This window comes from Sulfuricaulis sp. (assembly GCF_040901545.1).
GTDB lineage: Bacteria > Pseudomonadota > Gammaproteobacteria > Acidiferrobacterales > Sulfurifustaceae > Sulfuricaulis.
This window is the reverse complement of sequence record NZ_JBBDYL010000054.1, coordinates 208,915-226,997: the sequence shown is the minus strand read 5'-3', so window position 1 is coordinate 226,997 and position 18,083 is coordinate 208,915. Positions and strand designations below refer to the sequence as shown.

The window sequence follows — 18,083 nt, the reverse complement described above, 5'->3', positions numbered from 1 at the left end:
CGGATGAGCGATCGGCTGATTCTTTATGCGGCAGCATTCCTGCGCGCGCTCGCCACCGGCTTGATGGGCGTGTTGCTTGGTATTTACCTCGACAAGATCGCCTTCACGCCCGCCGAAATCGGTCTGGTCATCGGCTCCGGTCTCACTGGCGCTGCTCTGTCTACCCTAATCGTTACGTTTCTCGGCGACCGGCTGGGCCGGCGGTGGTCCTTGCTTGTCATTGGCGTCGCCAGCGCCGCAGGCGGAGTTGCGTTGATTGTCACATCCAGCATTACGGCCGTTTGTGTAGTCGCGTTTATCGGCATGGTAAACGGCATGGGCCGCGACCGCGGCGCCTCACTCGTGCTCGAGCAGGCAATCCTGCCCGGCACCGTGACACCCGAGCGACGCACGCGCGTATTTGCCTGGTACAACGTATTGCAGGACATGGGCCATGCTTTGGGCGGCGTGCTGGCGGCCATGCCTGTGATGCTGCGCGAGACCGCCGGCGCAGGTGTGCTCGCTTCGTTTCATGCGACCGTTGCTGTCTATGCCGGCCTGTTCCTCCTGAGCGCGCTGCTGTATTCCGGTTTGTCGTCCGCGGTCGAGACGCATGAGCCGACCGCGACGGCGAAACTTGCGCCGCACAGCCGCCGCGTCCTTTGGAAGATTTCGTCGCTGTTTGCGCTCGACAGCCTGGCCGGCGGTTTTCTCGGCACGGCGCTGCTGGCGTATTTCTTTTACCAGCGATTCGCGGTTGATGAGGCTACCATCGCCATTTTGTTTTTCTTTGCACGCGTGGCCAATGCGGCTTCGCATCTTGGCGCGGCGTGGCTGGCCGCGCGCTTCGGTCTCGTGAACACCATGGTGTTCACACATATCCCTTCAAGTATCCTGCTCATGACGGTGCCGTTCGCGCCAAGCTTTGAGGTTGCGGCGTTACTCTTCCTACTGCGCGAGGGCTTGGTGGAGATGGACGTGCCCACGCGTCAGTCCTATATAATGGCGATGGTCAGACCTGAGGAGCGGACGTTTGCTTCCGGTATCACGCATCTTGTACGCATGGGCGGCTGGGCCACCGCGCCGTTTTTCGCCGGGTTCCTGATGCAGGGGCTAGCGCTTGCCACACCCCTGCTTATCGGCGCAGGCATGAAGATTGTTTACGATATCGCGCTGTACAAGGCATTTCGCCACCTCAAACCGCCCGAGGAACAGCTGCCGGTACGGTAACGAGTCCGATTTCCCAGCAACCTGAAATGAAGGCGAGTACCAGCATCCCCAAGGTTTATCGCAAACTGTTCGCCGCCAATGGCAAACAGCACTGGTGGCCGGGAGACTCCGCGTTTGAAATTATGGTCGGCGCGGTGCTGACGCAGAATACCGCCTGGACTAATGTCGAACGGGCCATCGCTAACCTAATTCAGGCACGGGCACTTTCGCCCAAGGCTATCGTTAAGGCGCATCCCCGGCAACTCGGGAAGTGGCTCAGACCGTCCGGCTATTTCAATATCAAGGCCCTGCGACTGAAGGCCATGTGCCGCTGGTTGATCGCGCAGGGAGGGTTACGAAAAATCTCCAAAATCCCGACGAATGAACTGCGCCGCGCATTGCTGGGCGTGCGCGGAATCGGCCCCGAAACGGCCGACGATATTCTGCTTTATGCCTTCAACCGCACGGTGTTCGTGATCGACGCCTACACGCGGCGCATTTTTTCGCGGCTGGGTCTGATCAGGGGATCGGAGAAATATGAATCACTGAGGCATAAATTTGAGATGGCACTGGAACCAGACGCGCAGATGTTCAATGAATTTCACGCCCTCATCGTCGTACACGGCAAGGATATCTGCAAGAAAAGGCCACGCTGTCAAATATGTGTGCTTGCTTCCCAGTGCCCCTCATCGATTGATCTTTCCCGCCGTTGAAAATACTAACCCGGAGATTTATCTATGACCATCTAAATCCATCACGCTTCATATTCTTTCTCCTCGGCAATATTGTTCTGCTTGCCATGTGGATCAGACTGGCAATCATGCTTTAAGCGCACAGCGTGCAAGTTATGAATAATTTGTAAACGATTGGCGCGGAACAATCGCGGAATTGACTCCGTCTGGCGATAGCGTAAATTTACGTCCGAAAGCCAGTGAGCAACAACATGGAAACGTCGGGGAAAAAAGGCCGTTTCACCTTTCGGGCTGCCGCCGTGCTGTTCGTGGTGTCCGCCGCATTTGAGCTTTTTTCCATAACCTCGGAAGTTCCTTTGTTTGGGGCAATCATCGGCGGAACCGGCGTCGGCATTTATCATCTGGTCTATGCCGCGTTATTCCTGGCGCTTGGCGTCGGTCTCTGGAGCGCGACGCAATGGGGTTACTTCCTCGTTTTTGTGACGGTGTCGATCTACACGATCGACAAGCTGCAATTTATCTTGAGTCGTCAGGCGATGGAAAGTTTCATCTCCAAGCAGATTGGGATTTATGAGAGTGAACTGCTCTCGCAAGGGATTGACAAGGCGATGATTAGCCAGGCGATTGTGCTGATGACCGTATTAGTCATCCTCTGCTGGTGGGGATTCGCGCTTTATGCCTATATCCGGCGGGATTACTTCCAGTCAGCCAAGGACGCATGACCTCCGGACCGAATTACAAATATTGGACGAGATAAGCCGGTATCCGCTCTTCAAGCCAGTAACGTGGTTTCCATGGCCATCTGCCCGAAACAAACCCTACGTGCCCGCCGTGCGCAGAAAGTTCGAAAGTCACGGCATCAGAAAGGTCGTCTGCGCGCGGGATCGCCGACTCGGTCATGAAGGGATCATCGCGGGAATGCAACAGTAAAGTTGGCACTGCGATTTTCCCGAGATACTGCCATGAGCTTGAAACGGCGTAGTAGTGATCAGCATTGTTGAACCCGTGCAACGGAGCCGTGACGTTATCGTCGAAATCACGCAGTGTTCTCAGCGCAGAAAAGTCCCGTATTGCAATCGGAAGAACCATGCGCCGGCGTTTTGCCGAAACCGTGTTTCGCAGGGAACGCATCAGGTGCCATTGATACAATCGTGAAAAGCCCTGTTGAAGACGGTCCGCGGCCACGCTCAACTGGTAAGGTACCGATATCGCGACGGCCGCACGTAACGGCGCCCGAGTATCGGTTGTGCCCAACCATTTGAGCAAAACATTCCCGCCGAGTGAAAATCCGATTGCCGCCAGAGGCGTAAACGGTTCGCGTTTTTTCACCGCATCGATTAAGTAAGCGAAATCGCCGGTATCGCCGGAGTGGTAACTGCGTGCAAGTCGATTGGGTTCGCCATTGCATCCGCGAAAATGCATGACGACACCGCGCCAACCCCGACGCATAACGGCATTTAACATTCCACGCGCGTAAGGAGAAGCGGAAGAGCCTTCCAGGCCATGCAATATGATGACAATCGGACCTTGTTCATTCTTTGTCCAATCAATATCAATGTAATCCCCATCAGGCAGTTCCAAGCGCTCCCGGGTTAACGGCACGTGGGGCGCGCGTCTTATCACGCGTGCCCACAATGTTTGCCCATGAGGGCCGCGGCACCACCAGGCGGGCTGAAAACCTCCGGTCATGAACGGATGGGGGATAAGAAAGCTAAAGTCAGAATCGTTACGCCTTACCCCAGTGATGGCGGGTATCCGGTCGCGGTCCGATGATTTTGCGGACGCTCATTAATTCTGGGAGCTGATATATTATTCCGGTAACACTGATTGCAGGGTGTTGGTGAAGCGTTTCATGGCCGTGCATGTCCGCACCTCATATATCAAGCCGGACCATTATCGCATATCGGAGAGTTTATCCTTGAGTGACTCAATCGCAAAACCAAGACCCAGATCGAGTTTTCGGTTGCAGAATTCGAGTAGGGGAATACAGCGGGTAACGAGATCCGGCAAGAACGGTACCAGTTTTCCGCCTTCGTCGGACCCGAGCATTTTGAGCGCTGTTTCGAGATCGGGCTGTTCGATGACAGCCTCGTCGGGTTTAGGCGCTTCTTCCTGATAGCTGATGCCAAGGCGATTCCCTCCGGCCGCCTTGGCAAGCGTCATGCGTTGTTCCGCCAGGGTAAGTAGGTCTTCCGTCGTCTCACCGGGATCGCGGCCGTAAGAAGCCAGACCCAGGCTGATTGTTAGAGGGATTGTCGCGCTTTCGTTAGTGAACGGGCTGGCCGCGACCCCGGTGCGCATCCGTTCGCACAGCACCGCCGCTTCCATTCGCCCGGAAGACGGCGCCAAAACTGCAAACTCGCCGCCACCGATACGCGCCACGGTGTCTTCTTTGCGGCTGCTGGAAACCAGAATCTTGGCCAGCCATACGAGAATCTGATCGCTGGTCTGATCGCCGTATTTCTTGTATATCGACCGGAAGTTATCTATGTCGACCCGGATAATGGACAAATCGTTGTTGTGCCGTTTGACGTACGCGAGATCCTGTACACCTCGCTGAATGAAATATCGACGGCTGTGAAGTTGCGTAAGCGGATCGACCGCAGACTGCTCTTCCAGTGCTGTGGAAGTTTCCTCTAGTTTGCGCGTGGTTTGATCCAGCTTGGCGTGGGCTCGGGTACGCGCCAGCAATTGCACGCCGTCAATGGGTTTGATGATGAAGTCGGTGGCGCCGCAGGCGAACGCGCGTTCACGGGTCAGTTCGTCGTCGGCACCGGTGATGACGATAATGGGCACGTTTCGGACCCGCTCGGTTTCGGCCGCGCGCACGCGGCAGATAAGCGAGTAGCCGTCGAGCTTCGGCATTTCAATGTCGGATACCAGGACCTGTATGGATTCGTCTCGGAGAAGCTGATCCCAGGCCGCTTCTCCGTCTCCGACCTCGACGAGATCGAATTCGTTGTTTAATATTTTTGTAATTGCCTTGCGGATGACACGCGAATCATCCGCCACCATCACCCGAACTCTTTCCGCCTGGGGCGTGGCAATTTCCGCTTTCATTTCCATATTTTGGCTCATTCAATCAACGGGCCGATGGCAAAAGTTTTTTCCGGCGTTGTGCGTGGCCCCATTTAAATAAACATAGTGCAGACACGGGGCACAATCAAAGTCTTGATTACGCTGATAATTGGTTGGGATAACAGGTTTTCAGCCCGCAAAATGGGCAGGGATAATGCGGCTCCGGGTCTAATTCCCGGCCTTACCCGCCCAGCCTTGCGGCGACCGGCTCCGTCTACCACCCGGCAATCAGCAGGAAAAAACCGATTAATAACGCCATAAATACCACTGTCAATATATTGAAATAACGGTCAATAAACAGCTTGATGGCGGCGCCATATCGGTGAATCATCCACGCGAGCAAAAAGAATCGCGCGCCGCGGGAGAAAAGCGAGGCAAGCGAAAATCGCCACACGTCCATCTCGAACGCGCCGGCGGCAATCGTAAAGACTTTATATGGGATCGGGGTGAATCCGGCGATTGCAACGGCCCAAATGTCATAGTTTAAGTACCATGCGCGAATCTTCTCAAAAGGCTGTTGCAACTGATAAGCGTCAAGGACCCATTGACCGACACTGGCCATGAAACCGTAACCGATAATGTACCCGCCGAGGCCACCCAGTACCGACCCGGCGGTCGTGATCAGGGCAAACCGATAAGCCTGAGTCGGAATACCCAGCGCGAGCGCAATCAGCAATACGTCCGGCGGTATCGGGAAGACCGAAGATTCGGCAAAAGCCAGCACAAATAGCGCAATCTGCGCATGCGGATGATGCGACAGGGAGAGAACCCATTCGTAAAGTCTTCGTAGCGGATGAAACACGGACCTAACCCCGGAAATACGCTAGAACCAGCAGGCCAAAGCCGATGCGGTATAACGCGAATAACGTGAAATTATGGCCCGCTACGTATTTAAGGAATGCCTTGACCACGATTAATGCTGTCAAAAATGACATGACAAACCCCACGGCGAACACGAAAACATCCTCGGCATTTAACGAGTTAATATTTTTGAAAAGCGCGTAAAACGTGGCTGCCAACATGACCGGCATGGCGAGGAGGAATGAAAACTCGGTCGCCGCCGTCCGCGAAAGGCCGGCGAGAAGCCCGCCCATAATGGTTGCGCCGGCACGTGATATGCCGGGGAAGAGTGAAAACATCTGGGCCACGCCTATCTTGAAGGCAGCAAGCGGACTCACGTTTTCCATGCTGTCCACGCGGACCGTCAATGGCAACCGCTCGATAATCAAAATCAGGATTCCGCCTGCGATGAGCGCCCACGCGACAGTTACCGGATTGAACAGATAGGTGGTTATGTATTCGTGCAGCAGGAGACCCAATACGGCGGCCGGAAGAAACGCAATCAACAAATTCAGCATAAAAAGCCGTTCATGCCTGATTCTTATGCCAGTGATCAAGCGGCCGACGCGCATACGGTAATCCCAGACTACTCCGAGGATGGCGCCGAGCTGAATGACGATTTCGAATCCTTTACCGTGGCCATCACTAAACTGGAGCAGATCGCCCACGATAATCAAGTGTCCAGTGGAAGATACAGGTAGAAATTCAGTCAAGCCTTCGACGACGCCGAGAACCAGCGCCTTGATAAAGAGGGAAAGTTCCATGGAGCGGCTTCCGCTTTTTGAAGCTTAATTAAAAGCCAAGGGACGTCCGTGCACGCCTTCTCGGATCTTGCCGTTATCGAACGCCACTTGTCCGCCAACCACGGTGTAGACCGGCCACCCGACAAGTATACGCCCGTGAAAAGGCGACCATCGTACTTTGGTGAACATTTCCTCGTTTTTTACCGGCTTGGCATGTTTCATACCGACGATGGTCAGATCGGCATCCCATCCTTCAATTACTTTTCCTTTGTTATGTATCCCATAGGCTTCGGCGGGCCCGGAGCACATCCATTTCTGGATTTCTGCCAGCGTGACTCGACCGGCCTTCGCCTCCGTGAGCATCAAGGGAAGTGAAGTCTCGACACCCGGCATGCCGGCAGGAGAATCAGGATAAGGAGTTCGCTTTTCTTCGAGTGTATGTGGCGCATGGTCCGTGGCGACAAAATCGATTGTTCCCTCGTGCAGTCCCTGCCACAGCGCGGCATTATCATTCGCACTTCGGATAGGCGGGTTCATTTGCGCGAGCGTTCCCAGATCGGCGTAATCAGTGATGTTCAGGAACAAGTGATTGGGGATTGCCTCGGCCGTAACCCAGTCTGGTTTGTCCCGGCGCAACAATTCCACTTCCTCGCGGGTGGACAGATGGAGGATATGCAAGCGCCGGCGGTATTTCCTGGATAGCGACAAAGCCAGCTTTGTCGCCATGAGCGCGGACTGGTTGTCGCGAATTTCGGAATGCGCGGCGACATCGATGCGATTTTTGAATCGTTCGCGGCGCGTGCGTATGCGCTGCTCGTCCTCTGCATGCACGGCGATCAGACGGTTGCCGTTGGCGAAAATACGCTCAAGATCTTCCGCCTTGTCCACCAGCAAGCTTCCGGTGCTCGCGCCCATGAAAATCTTGATCCCGCAAGCAGGTTTGGCCTGGTTTATTTCATCGAGATTGTCCGGCGTGGCGCCGATGAAAAATCCGTAATGGGCGACGCATTTTTCCGCCGCCCGGCGCAGCTTGTCGTCCAGCGCGTGTTGAGTGGTGGTGGGCGGGTCCGTATTGGGCATTTCGAGAAAACTGGTGACGCCGCCTTTCACGGCGGCACGCGAACCGGAGCCAAGGTCTTCCTTGTGTTCCCGTCCGGGTTCGCGGAAATGCACCTGTGGGTCAATGACACCGGGAAGAAGCAGATTCTCCCCGGCATCGATGGTTTCATCCGCGGGGGTTGTAATATGCGGGGCGATGCGCTCAACCACACCGTTTTGGCACAACAGATCGCCCTCAATAACTGATCCGTCCGGGTTTACGATGCGAGCGTTGCGGATCAGAAGTTTGGGCAAGATTTTCTCGATGTCTGGAATTACCGCGAAGCAGTCGGGTGTAAATATCGGGGAAGCAAAGCGATTTCAACCCATCTGTTTTTCACGAATTTCATCGAGTGTTTTGCAGTCGATGCAAAGCTCCGCCGTCGGTCTGGCCTCAAGCCGTTCCACGCCGATTTCAACGCCGCAGACCTCGCAGTAACCGTAATCGCCGGTGTCAATGCGGTCGAGCGCTTCGTCAATTTTCTTGATGAGTTTCCGTTCACGGTCGCGCGAACGCAATTCGAGCGACATATCCGTTTCCTGGCTTGCCCGGTCATTGGGATCGGGAGGATTTTCCGGTACATCGCGCATTTGCTGCACGGTGCGGGCGATTTCATCCTCCAGCTCTTTTTTCCAGGCATTCAACACAGCACGGAAATGATCATGCTGTTTTTTATTCATGTATTTCTCGCCCTTTTTTACGACGTAAGGGCTGATCCCCGTAACGGGAGATACGGGCAAATCCTTTTCCTTCTTTTTCCTGGCCGGCATGCTTCGACTCCTGCACAATAGTATTACCCCGGGACATGGGGGTAAAAAATTAAGCGCGCATCTATACCAGAATCTCCCGGGGGTAGCAACCGGACGGGGATAGACACGGGAATTTCCCCGTGTGACATTAACGCCATCGCCGTGATTTCAATCGATTCCATGTCACGCCAGACATCAACCACGAGTAATTATCCATGCCGGGTGACCGGTATGGCGGCCAATTCATGAAACCCATAGCTGATCGCTTGGCGCGGATCGAACCGTTTTACGTCATGGATATCCTGGCCCGCGCCCGCGCCATGGAAGCGCAGGGACGTTCGATCATCCACATGGAGATCGGCGAGCCGGACTTTCCGACGGCACCGGGCATCGTGCAAGCGGGAATCGAGGCGTTAAAAGCCGGACACACCCATTACACCCCGGCTCTGGGGATACCCGCGTTGCGCGCCGCGATCGCAGCGGGTTATCCGGCTGACGTCAGGCCTGAAATTGACAGAATTGCCGTCACGCCAGGCGCGTCGGGAGCCCTGCAGCTGATTATGGCGGCGCTGATCAATCCCGGTGATCAGGTATTGATGGCCGATCCCGGATATCCGTGTAACCGGCATTTTGTTCGGCTTTTCGAGGGCGATGCCACTGCCATTCCGGTGGAGGCCTCGACGGGGTATCAACTGAATGCCGGACTGATTCAACGTCACTGGACGGAGCGTTCGGTGGCGGTCCTGCTGGCCTCGCCGTCGAATCCCACCGGCACGCTGATTCCAACCGATGAAATGGCGGAGATCGTGAAGACGGTGGAGCGGCTGGGTGGCGTGCTGATCGTTGATGAAATCTATCACGGACTGGTATACGAGAATGAAGCCGTCACGGTGTTATCTCATTCGGCGGATGTATTTGTGGTGAACAGTTTTTCAAAATACAGCGGTATGACGGGTTGGCGCCTGGGTTGGCTGGTTTCTCCGGCATCATACATCCCGGCGATTGATAAACTGGCTCAGAATATTTTTCTGGCATCAAGTACCTTGGCGCAACATGCGGCGCTGGCGGCATTCACCCCTTCGGTACAGCTCGAATTGGAAATGCGCCGGAAAATCTTTCTTGAACGGCGTGATTTCCTTTATCCTGCATTGCTCGAGCTGGGGTTTATCATTCCGGTAAAACCGCAAGGCGCGTTTTATTTGTATGCAGATTGTTCCCGCTTTTCTCACGACAGTCAGGCATTTGCACTCGACCTTCTTGAACGTACCGGGGTGGCGATTACACCGGGTGTGGATTTTGGCCGTCATCGAGCGTCACAGCATGTACGGTTTTCCTACGCCAATACCATTGAGAACCTGCGTGAAGGCGTATCACGCCTCCGCAAATATCTTAGGACAAATTAAATCGCCTCTTTCTGCAGGCGAGATCGCAGGCTGGAATAAGCGTCTTCAAGTATTTCTATTACCGGTGCGGTTTGATCGAGCCGTCCTTCGTCAGCCATTTTCTCGAGTTTTTCCGCCGCTTCGTGCATTGCGTGAGCCTGAAAATAGGCGCTTGAACTTTTAATGGTATGTGCCTCGCGCGCCACGCGCTGGGCGTTCGAGGAAGCCAGTGCCTGACGCAGTGATTTCAGTCTTTGCGTGGTTTCCCGGATAAAAATTTCCACCAGTTTCGGATCGGCATTGATGTCGTTATCCTCGGCCATCTGGCCCGATGGCGCGGACGGTGTTGAATTCAATCCGGCGGAAGACGGTTGTGACATCGATTGCTGGCGCGTTAATGCATCTGCAAGAGTGTTGCTATCCACGGGCTTGATCAGAAAATGCTTGACCCCTAATGACCGACAGCGTGCCTCTTCCGCTTCCGTTGCGCCGGCGGTCAGTACGATAACGGATGCTTTGGCATGCGCCGCGGAAAGCCCGTGAATCGCCTCGATGACCTCGATGCCGCTGATGTCCGGGAGATGCATGTCCATCAGGATTAGCCCGTATGAGTGCTTGCGCGCAGCCTCGATGGCGGCATGTCCTGATTCGGCCACATCCGTTTCAAAGCCGAGTTTTGACAGCATATTTATCGTGATCTCCCGATTGACCGGGCTGTCTTCCACCAACAACAAGCGGGAATGCTTCCGGCGGATTTCGGACAGCGTGTATTTGGTGACCAGACCCGACCGCTGGCGTTCGGTTTCATCCATGCCCCGTGTCACCATCACCGCCTTCAACATATCGTGCAAATCTTCAGGAGGGATGTGCTTGCCGAAATAGCCCGAGAAACCGATTTGGTTGAGTCGCTGCGCGTCGCCGCGTACGCCGGCAGAGGTCATCATGACGAGTACCGTGTCCCGCATTTCCGGATGCGACTTAACCTCGCGGCCCAGCTCCTCGCCGTTCAAATTAGGCAGGAACATGTCCACCATCACCAGATCGAATCGATAATCGGTATCCGCTGCCGAGCGGATCATTTGCAGGGCGGCATTTCCATTGCCGATGGATTGCACTTCCATTCCCAGTGATTTGAGCTGCTCGACAAGATTGACGCGCGCCGGGATATTGCCATCGGCGACCAGCACGCGCAGGCCCTTCAGATCGACCCGGGCGGGCGGCGGCGCAGCGCTTATGACAGCAGGTTTTTGCAGATTGACGGCGAACCAGAAGATACTGCCCTTGCCCGCCTCGCTCTTCACGCCAATCTTCCCGCCCATGGCTTCGACCAGTTCTTTGGTGATGGCCAGTCCCAGACCCGTGCCGCCATAACGGCGGGCAGTCGAGGCTTTGGCCTGGTTGTAAGGTTGAAAAAGCCGTAACTGATCCTTTTCCGATATGCCCACCCCGGTATCGGCTATTTCGATTTGCAATCGTATGTGTTTGGAGGATGCTTCGGGGAGTTGCTTCACGCTCAGGACAATCTCTCCGTGGTGCGTGAATTTTATGGCATTTCCCAGAAGATTGATGATGATCTGTCTTAATCTTCCCGGATCGCCGAGCAAACGGCTCGGCATGTCCGGCTGAATAAGATTTGTGAGCGTAAGACCTTTGATGGCCGCCTGCTGCGTCAGCAAGGCCACCGATTTTTCAATGCAATCACGCAGGTCGAATTCGATTTCCTCCAGTTCCAGTTTGCCCGACTCAATCTTGGAAAAGTCCAGGAGATCATTGATTAAAGTCAGTAACCCGCTCGCGGACGATTTTATGATTTCAGCATGTCGGCGCTGTTCACCTGACAATTTTGTTTCGAGCATCAAATCGCTCATGCCGATAATCCCGTTGATGGGTGTACGCAATTCATGGCTCATTTTCGCGAAGAAGTCGCTTTTGGCCTGGCTCGTAAAATTGGCCTGCGTCAAGGCTTCGCGGAGCGACTGCGTCTTGTTTTGCACCAGATCGTTGGCTTCGCGCGCCATCCGGTAGCTGGCGTATTGCCCCCACATGGCAAAGACAAAGGGCATGCTGTCCACCGTCCATAACGCGATATTGGAGGACTGGGCGAGGATGATGCCTTCTATGGAGATGTCACCGACCATGACATAGCTGACCAGCGACGACGCAATCACAACACTGGCGCTGGCAATGTAAACGCCATACAGCGCGTAGCGCGAAGCCTTCTCCCGAAGCAGCAGGAGGTCATCTGCCAATCGTTGACGATGGTCCATGGATGCGTTGCGTTACGGTCTTGCGTGCATGTATTTTTAAGTCTAGTAGATTCTGGGGCGGCCATTTGACCGGGCGCGCGAACAGCTTCACTCACTGAGTAAGCGCCTTGCATTTATTGCGGGAAACGCCTGTCCCTGGGGGTTGGAACTCAGAGACGGACGAAGTCAGACAGGTGCTTGGGCAGAAAATGCGGTTCTACGCCGCCCAGATCCTTGCCAACGGTTGCGGTCACGAGGGCAGCCGTGGTGGAACTCAAAGCGGCACGCAAATTTCCGAGGAAACGCGGTTCAGCTACCAGCACGAGTCTTGTGTAGCGTTGTTGGTTGCGTCCATCATCCAACATTGTGCTTAATTGTTTGGCAAATTGCTCTGCCAGATGCGCGGTGGGCTCCTGTTCCGAGCTTAATGCGTGTCGACTCTGGCCCCGGCTGTCGAAACTGCGTCCGGGTCTGTCGGCGCCGATATCTTTATTCTTCAACCGTCCCTCGGGATGCGGTATGTCGGAGACCAGGCTCAAACCCCTGCCCGGACCTTTGTTTTCAAACAGACGCGCGCCGCTGCGGTGGGCCACCAAAATCCAGGTATTGTTTTTCATAAGCCGGGTCTTTTTTCACGAACGCAGCCAAAACTGAATTGTAACATTAATATTTACATTATCGAATTAGCCAAAGGCTGTGTGTCAGTTTCACTTGTGCCAATTGTCAACCGTGTACAGTCTCATGAAATAATGGCGTGTATACACTATTGTACCGACACGAAGTAATCCTCAACTTAACTGCGGAAAAAAACAGAGTAAATCGCTAATAAATGGTCGAATACAGCAATTATTCAACCGGTGTTTCGGTTATGTTGCCCCATTCAGACCATGAACCGGGATAGCCCCTAATGCGGGTGTAGCCCAGATTTTTTAGAACGATATAGGTGTGTGCGGAGCGATGATGGGTGTGACAGTAAGCGATAACCTCTTTGTCCGGTGTCACGCCAATCTGTGACAAAGCTTGTCTTAATTCTTCCTCCGATTTCAGACGCAGGCTGTTCGCTTGATCGATCGCCTGAGTCCATTCGAAATTGACTGCTCCGGGTATATGACCGGTGCGGTTGGCACGCTTGAGTTCGCCGCTGTATTCCGCCTGCGTGCGTGCGTCGAGGATAACCACGCCGGGATCTTTCAGGTGATTCATGATATAGCTTTTGTCAGCCACCGCTGCATCCAGAAAAGTGACCGGATATTGGCTGCGCGGGCGCAAAACAGGGTCGGTGCTGATCGGCAAATCGTCGTTTACCCACGCTTGCCAGCCGCCGTTTAACAGCGATTTGCTCGCATGGCCCACGACGTCCAGCGTCCAGAGCAATCGTGAAGCCCGTCCACCGCCTTCATTGTCATAAGCCACAACATGATTCTCCGGCCGCATGCCGATGGAACTGAATACATCGCTCAATTGAGGTTCGCTCGGCAACTCGCCCATCGCAGGCGGTCGGGCCGCAATGATTTGTGCGTAATCGATATGCGCGGCGCCGGGGATATGTCCCTGGTCGTAGATTTCAGACCGTGACACGTCCACAACCAACAGGTTTTCCGCGCCGAGTTGTTTTTCAAGCTCCTTCGGTTCCATGATAAGCGGCAATGATTGTTTGGTCATGATTCCTCTAAGCAATGAGTGGCGGCTGTTGGATGAAATGGATTGCGTGAATATTCTAACGTTGAGCAACGCCGATCGCGAGTGTCCGGTTCATGGTATCCGGAACACATGAAAGCGGCTAAACTGACCGGTCTAAAGTCGGCAGATCATACTCGTGGAAATATTCAAGTTTATTACTATTGAGGCGGCACATTTGCTGCCGAATGTTGCTGAAAATCATAAATGCCGGCGGTTGCATGGCCATTCATTCCGGATCGAAATCCGCGTTGCCGGACCGGTGGAGGAAAAGACCGGATGGATCATGGATTTCGCCGATATCTCCCGGGCTTTCCAACCGCTTTTTGAACAGCTGGACCATCATTATTTAAACGAGGTCAAAGGCCTTGAAAATCCAACCAGTGAAAATATTGCCCGCTGGATCTGGCAGCGGCTGAAACCCCGGTTGCCCCAATTGTCTGAAGTCCGCGTCCATGAAACCTGCGCGGCGGGTTGCGCCTATCGCGGAGAGGAGTGACCGGTATATGGATAAATCGACGCACGAACCCCCCATCGTCCTTGAAACGGGATCTGCGCCGGCCGCCAGTATTATTTGGCTGCATGGTCTGGGCGCGGATGGGCACGATTTTGAAGCCCTCGTGCCGGAATTGCGATTGCCGCCACGACCGGCGCTGCGGTTCGTGTTTCCTCACGCACCTTTTCGACCGGTGACCATCAATGGCGGTTATGTCATGCGCGCCTGGTACGACATCGCCATGACAGAAAACGGTATCGAACAGAACCGCAATCACATTCTTGAATCGGAAAAAATACTGCAAAGCCTGATTGCGGAACAAAAGCAGGGCGGCATTCCTTGTGACCAAATCGTTCTGGCGGGCTTTTCGCAAGGCGGAACAGTAGCCTTGCTGACCGGTTTACACTATCCTGAACCGCTGGCCGGAATTTTATCGCTTTCAGCACCGGTGCCGTTTGCCAAGAGCCTGATGGCTGAGATTCACCATGCCAATGAGCGGGTGCCGATTTTTATGGCACATGGGACGGAAGATCAGATGATACCGTTCTCCATGGCGGAGTCGGCCCGGGAGATCATGACGGCACACGGTCTGACGTTGACCTGGCACGAATACGCGACCGGCCATTCGGTGGTAACGGATGAAATTCGGGACGTTGCAAACTGGCTGAAACAGGTATTCTCCAAGGATGTGGTTAAATGAAACGCTGATTTATGGCTGATTATCCGCGAAGAACGCCAATTTTATTCGCGCTTCAAAGATTGAAAAATGCATCTAGACTTAATGACAGGCGACTCCATGCGGTTACGGGTGACAGCCGCCATCGCCAACACATGGATATAAGGGGATTGATTTTGTGGTTATCTTAAAAGAAACGCCGCGTGACTGGGGTCTCGTTATTATCGTCGTTCTGCTCTCGCTCGGCGCCAACTTGCCGAGCGAGTGGACGGAATGGGTCAATTTCGACCGGAGGTTTTTTCTCGGCGGGCTGATAGCAGTCATCGCCGTAGCGCTGATCAAGTATCTCAAGTTCACGCTCATTCTTGTAATCGTGTTCCTCGCCATCGGCGCCAACCTGCCGGAGGAAGTTGCCAACGAATTTGGCGTTGACCCGCAAATCAGCCTCCTTGGACTGGTTGCCTTGATTGTCATGGCGGTTACCAACCAGTTTCTTAAACTGCCCACCGGCCTTGAGCGGAGCGGCCGCTCTAAAACGGCGCACGGTGCAGCTGCCTTGTTCACGGCAATTCTCAAGGGGCGCATCGCGGTGGTGCAGTCGTTACTGAGCCAGGGCGTGAACGTCAACACGCGGACCATTAGCGGAAAGACGCCGCTGATGGCGGCGGCTTACAAGGGTTATGGTGATATTATCCAAATGCTGATTGAAGCCGGTGCGGACATCAACGCGAAGGACAGTCGTGGAGACTCGGCACTCAAAATCTCCGTTCGCGGCGGTTACACGCGCATCACCGAACTGCTTAAGAAATCGGGCGCTGCGGAAGATTGACCGGTCCGGGTGTCCTGTCTTCGTCGCAAAGGGCCCGTCGGGCCCTTTTTTTATTAATGGCGCTCCCAAGGTGATTGCTCGTCACTTTCTTCGCTACGCAATCCTGTTTCGCTCGAAAGCCGGGGCTCGACATCCGGCCTCGCCCGCTCAGCGGGATAAAGGTCCACCGGACCTTTTCTTTTCCGCTTCGACCCTGTGGCTCACCCTCGCCACTTCGTGGCTCGGGCCGGCCTTCGGCCGTCCAAATTTGTTCCGGACAAATTTGTCGAACCCTCCGGGTTCAAATCCCGTCGCGTGCGCGACGCAAACAACAAGGCCCCACCTGACGGCGGGGCCTCGTTGTTTGTCTTGGCGCTCCCAAGGGGATTCGAACCCCTGTTACCGGCGTGAGAGGCCAGCGTCCTGGGCCACTAGACGATGGGAGCGAAAGTTGACGGCACGTTGTCTCGAAAGCGGTGTATTATACGTGCGACCCGACAAAGCACCAGTAAATCATTCAAAACAAAGACCTCCGCCATTAGGCTCGGACAGGTGAATGAACGATTAACACGCCGGCCATCATACCACGCGAGCTGCATTTCATTTCGCGCACGCTGATCAGCGAAAACGCACTCAAGGTTCTGCACCGTCTGAAAGATGCCGGTTATGCCAGTCTGCTGGTAGGCGGGTGCGTGCGCGACCTGATGCTCGGGCGTGAGCCCAAAGACTTCGATGTCGTGACCGATGCGCGACCGGAACAGATCAGAAAACTATTTCACAATGCACGCATCATTGGCCGGCGTTTTCGTCTGGTTCATGTCCGTTTCGGCCGCGAGATCGTCGAGGTGGCTACCTATCGCGCGATCCCGCGCGATATTACAGAAGCAAGTTCTCCAATTGAGCCGCCGGAGAACGAAGTTACGGAAAACGATATTCCTGCGGAAATTATGGATCACAATGTTTATGGCACACAGGAAGAAGATGCCGTCCGGCGGGACTTCACTGTGAACGCGCTGTATTACGATATTCGCGATTTCAGTGTCATCGATTATGTCGAGGGAGCGGTCGACTTGAAACGCGGCATTTTGCGCGTGATCGGCAATCCTGAATCCCGTTATCGCGAAGATCCGGTCCGGATGCTGCGCGCCGTCCGCTTTGCCGCCAAGCTGGGATTCAAAATCGAGGAGAACACGGCTGCGCCGTTCCGATGTCTTGCCCCGCTGCTGACTTCGGTGCCGCCGGCACGGATGTATGAAGAAGTGCTGAAGCTGTTTCACGGCGGTTATGCGCTCGAGACTTTCGAGTTGTTGCGTCATTATGGTTTGTTCCGCCATCTGTTTCCGTTAACAGAAAACTCCATGGAACGGGAAGAGGAGGGGTTCCCCGTAACGCTCGTGCCTCGCGCCCTGGCCAACACCGATGCGCGGATTAACGAAAATAAACCGGTGACTCCGGCTTTTTTGTATGCCGCGATGTTGTGGGAGCCGGTCCGGCATAAGACGCGTGAGCTTGTGGCAAACGGGATGAACATTTATGACGCCAGGACCAGGGCGGCGGAACAAGTCTTGCGCGAGCAACTACGATTCATTTCCATTCCCAAGCGTTTCAGCGTGCCGATGCGCGAGATCTGGAGTTTCCAAGATCGATTCGAACGGCGTGCCGGTATGCAGGCGTATCGTCTGTTGGAAAACAAGCGCTTCCGCGCCGCGTATGACTTTCTGCTCTTGCGTGTTGAATCGGGCGAAGCGAACGGCGCCCTGACCGACTGGTGGACCCGATTCCAGACGGCGGGCGATCATGAGCGCCGCGCCATGATTGCGGCAGTGACCCCGGCCGGTGGTAAATCCAAACGGCGTCGCCGCCGAGGAACACGAACGCCGCCAGTAAATAAGGATGAATCGACCACTCCGTAGCGGCATACGGGCCTACATCGGACTGGGCAGTAACCTGGCCGATCCGGTTTCCCAAGTCCGCTCAGGTTTCACCGCGTTAGCGCGGATTACGCAAAGTCATGTCGAGGCTTGCTCGTCGCTCTACCGCACCGCGCCGATAGGGCGTCAGGACCAGCCTGATTTCATCAACGCGGTATGCCGTTTGCGCACAACGCTGGTTCCTGCGGTACTCATGCGGACGCTGCTCGAAATCGAGCAAATCCATGGACGGGTTCGCGAAGGCGAGCGCGGCGGGCCGCGAACGCTGGATCTCGATTTGCTGTTGTATGGCGGTGAAACTATCCAAACGGCGGAATTGACCGTGCCGCATCCCAGGCTACACGAACGCGCATTCGTCCTGTATCCTTTGTTCGAGCTTGAACCGGCATTGTTGGTTCCGGGGCATGGGACGGTGCGCCAACTGCTGGAGGATTGTTCCGGCCAGCCGGTACAGAAGCTGGATGAACGAGCGGAATAG

Annotated in this window: 18 protein-coding genes and 1 tRNA gene; 9 read left to right on the top strand and 10 right to left on the bottom strand. The window is 54.9% G+C overall.

Annotation, left to right across the window (positions count from 1 at the left end; genetic code table 11):
• The first annotated feature begins 3 nt into the window (after nucleotides 1–3).
• The 3 genes from WD823_RS11975 to WD823_RS11965 all read left to right on the top strand — a co-directional run bounded on the left by WD823_RS11975 (nucleotide 4) and on the right by WD823_RS11965 (nucleotide 2,602).
• Nucleotides 4–1,209, top strand: a complete 1,206-nt coding sequence (locus WD823_RS11975; protein WP_368429724.1) for an MFS transporter — start codon at nucleotides 4–6, stop codon at nucleotides 1,207–1,209.
• Nucleotides 1,210–1,235: 26 nt separating this feature from the next.
• Nucleotides 1,236–1,901: an endonuclease III domain-containing protein gene (locus WD823_RS11970; protein WP_368429723.1), complete on the top strand. Its 666-nt coding sequence runs from the start codon at nucleotides 1,236–1,238 to the stop codon at nucleotides 1,899–1,901.
• A 218-nt stretch (nucleotides 1,902–2,119) separates the two neighbouring features.
• The gene (locus WD823_RS11965; RefSeq protein ID WP_368429722.1) at nucleotides 2,120–2,602 is read left to right on the top strand and encodes a DUF2127 domain-containing protein; all 483 of its coding nucleotides are present in this window, start codon (nucleotides 2,120–2,122) and stop codon (nucleotides 2,600–2,602) included.
• 13 nt (nucleotides 2,603–2,615) lie between these two features.
• On the opposite strand, the gene WD823_RS11960 is transcribed toward WD823_RS11965, so the two are convergent.
• The 6 genes from WD823_RS11960 to dksA form a co-directional block, all read right to left on the bottom strand.
• Nucleotides 2,616–3,569, bottom strand: a complete 954-nt coding sequence (locus WD823_RS11960) for a hydrolase (protein WP_368429721.1) — start codon at nucleotides 3,567–3,569, stop codon at nucleotides 2,616–2,618.
• A 204-nt stretch (nucleotides 3,570–3,773) separates the two neighbouring features.
• Nucleotides 3,774–4,958: a GGDEF domain-containing protein gene (locus WD823_RS11955; RefSeq protein ID WP_368429720.1), complete on the bottom strand. Its 1,185-nt coding sequence runs from the start codon at nucleotides 4,956–4,958 to the stop codon at nucleotides 3,774–3,776.
• 214 nt (nucleotides 4,959–5,172) lie between these two features.
• Nucleotides 5,173–5,760 carry a YqaA family protein gene (locus tag WD823_RS11950; RefSeq protein ID WP_368429719.1) on the bottom strand — a complete coding sequence of 196 codons (588 nt, stop codon included), beginning with the start codon at nucleotides 5,758–5,760 and terminating at the stop codon, nucleotides 5,173–5,175.
• A gap of 4 nt (nucleotides 5,761–5,764) precedes the next feature.
• Nucleotides 5,765–6,562, bottom strand: a complete 798-nt coding sequence (locus WD823_RS11945; protein ID WP_368429718.1) for an undecaprenyl-diphosphate phosphatase — start codon at nucleotides 6,560–6,562, stop codon at nucleotides 5,765–5,767.
• Nucleotides 6,563–6,586: 24 nt separating this feature from the next.
• Complete coding sequence (locus WD823_RS11940; protein ID WP_368429717.1) at nucleotides 6,587–7,894, bottom strand: dihydroorotase; 1,308 nt, start codon at nucleotides 7,892–7,894, stop codon at nucleotides 6,587–6,589.
• A 66-nt stretch (nucleotides 7,895–7,960) separates the two neighbouring features.
• Complete coding sequence (dksA, locus tag WD823_RS11935; protein ID WP_368429768.1) at nucleotides 7,961–8,320, bottom strand: RNA polymerase-binding protein DksA; 360 nt, start codon at nucleotides 8,318–8,320, stop codon at nucleotides 7,961–7,963.
• Between the two features lie 314 nt (nucleotides 8,321–8,634).
• On the opposite strand from dksA, the gene WD823_RS11930 reads away from it, so the two are divergent.
• Entirely contained in the window at nucleotides 8,635–9,792 is a 1,158-nt protein-coding gene (locus WD823_RS11930; RefSeq protein WP_368429716.1) for a pyridoxal phosphate-dependent aminotransferase, read from the top strand.
• Here the strand turns inward: WD823_RS11930 and WD823_RS11925 are convergent.
• The 3 genes from WD823_RS11925 to WD823_RS11915 all read right to left on the bottom strand — a co-directional run bounded on the left by WD823_RS11925 (nucleotide 9,789) and on the right by WD823_RS11915 (nucleotide 13,679).
• Nucleotides 9,789–12,038, bottom strand: coding sequence for a response regulator (locus tag WD823_RS11925; protein WP_368429715.1), 2,250 nt, complete (start codon nucleotides 12,036–12,038; stop codon nucleotides 9,789–9,791). The two genes, WD823_RS11930 and WD823_RS11925, sit on opposite strands and share 4 nt — an antisense overlap.
• Before the next feature lie 149 nt (nucleotides 12,039–12,187).
• Entirely contained in the window at nucleotides 12,188–12,634 is a 447-nt protein-coding gene (locus WD823_RS11920; protein ID WP_368429714.1) for a host attachment protein, read from the bottom strand.
• 229 nt (nucleotides 12,635–12,863) lie between these two features.
• Nucleotides 12,864–13,679: a sulfurtransferase gene (locus WD823_RS11915; protein WP_368429713.1), complete on the bottom strand. Its 816-nt coding sequence runs from the start codon at nucleotides 13,677–13,679 to the stop codon at nucleotides 12,864–12,866.
• Between the two features lie 154 nt (nucleotides 13,680–13,833).
• On the opposite strand from WD823_RS11915, the gene queD reads away from it, so the two are divergent.
• The 3 genes from queD to WD823_RS11900 all read left to right on the top strand — a co-directional run bounded on the left by queD (nucleotide 13,834) and on the right by WD823_RS11900 (nucleotide 15,695).
• Complete coding sequence (gene queD / locus WD823_RS11910) at nucleotides 13,834–14,193, top strand: 6-carboxytetrahydropterin synthase QueD (RefSeq protein WP_368429712.1); 360 nt, start codon at nucleotides 13,834–13,836, stop codon at nucleotides 14,191–14,193.
• On the top strand, nucleotides 14,150–14,890 hold the full coding sequence (locus WD823_RS11905; protein ID WP_368429711.1) for an alpha/beta hydrolase: 741 nt from the start codon (nucleotides 14,150–14,152) through the stop codon (nucleotides 14,888–14,890). The genes queD and WD823_RS11905 overlap by 44 nt, the downstream gene beginning before the upstream one ends.
• Before the next feature lie 154 nt (nucleotides 14,891–15,044).
• The gene (locus tag WD823_RS11900) at nucleotides 15,045–15,695 is read left to right on the top strand and encodes an ankyrin repeat domain-containing protein (RefSeq protein WP_368429710.1); all 651 of its coding nucleotides are present in this window, start codon (nucleotides 15,045–15,047) and stop codon (nucleotides 15,693–15,695) included.
• Between the two features lie 349 nt (nucleotides 15,696–16,044).
• On the opposite strand, the gene WD823_RS11895 is transcribed toward WD823_RS11900, so the two are convergent.
• Nucleotides 16,045–16,120 (bottom strand) — tRNA-Glu (locus WD823_RS11895).
• 117 nt (nucleotides 16,121–16,237) lie between these two features.
• On the opposite strand from WD823_RS11895, the gene pcnB reads away from it, so the two are divergent.
• Both pcnB and folK read left to right on the top strand, forming a co-directional pair.
• The gene (gene pcnB, locus WD823_RS11890; RefSeq protein ID WP_368429767.1) at nucleotides 16,238–17,587 is read left to right on the top strand and encodes a polynucleotide adenylyltransferase PcnB; all 1,350 of its coding nucleotides are present in this window, start codon (nucleotides 16,238–16,240) and stop codon (nucleotides 17,585–17,587) included.
• Nucleotides 17,568–18,083: a 2-amino-4-hydroxy-6-hydroxymethyldihydropteridine diphosphokinase gene (gene folK, locus WD823_RS11885; RefSeq protein ID WP_368429709.1), complete on the top strand. Its 516-nt coding sequence runs from the start codon at nucleotides 17,568–17,570 to the stop codon at nucleotides 18,081–18,083. The genes pcnB and folK overlap by 20 nt, the downstream gene beginning before the upstream one ends.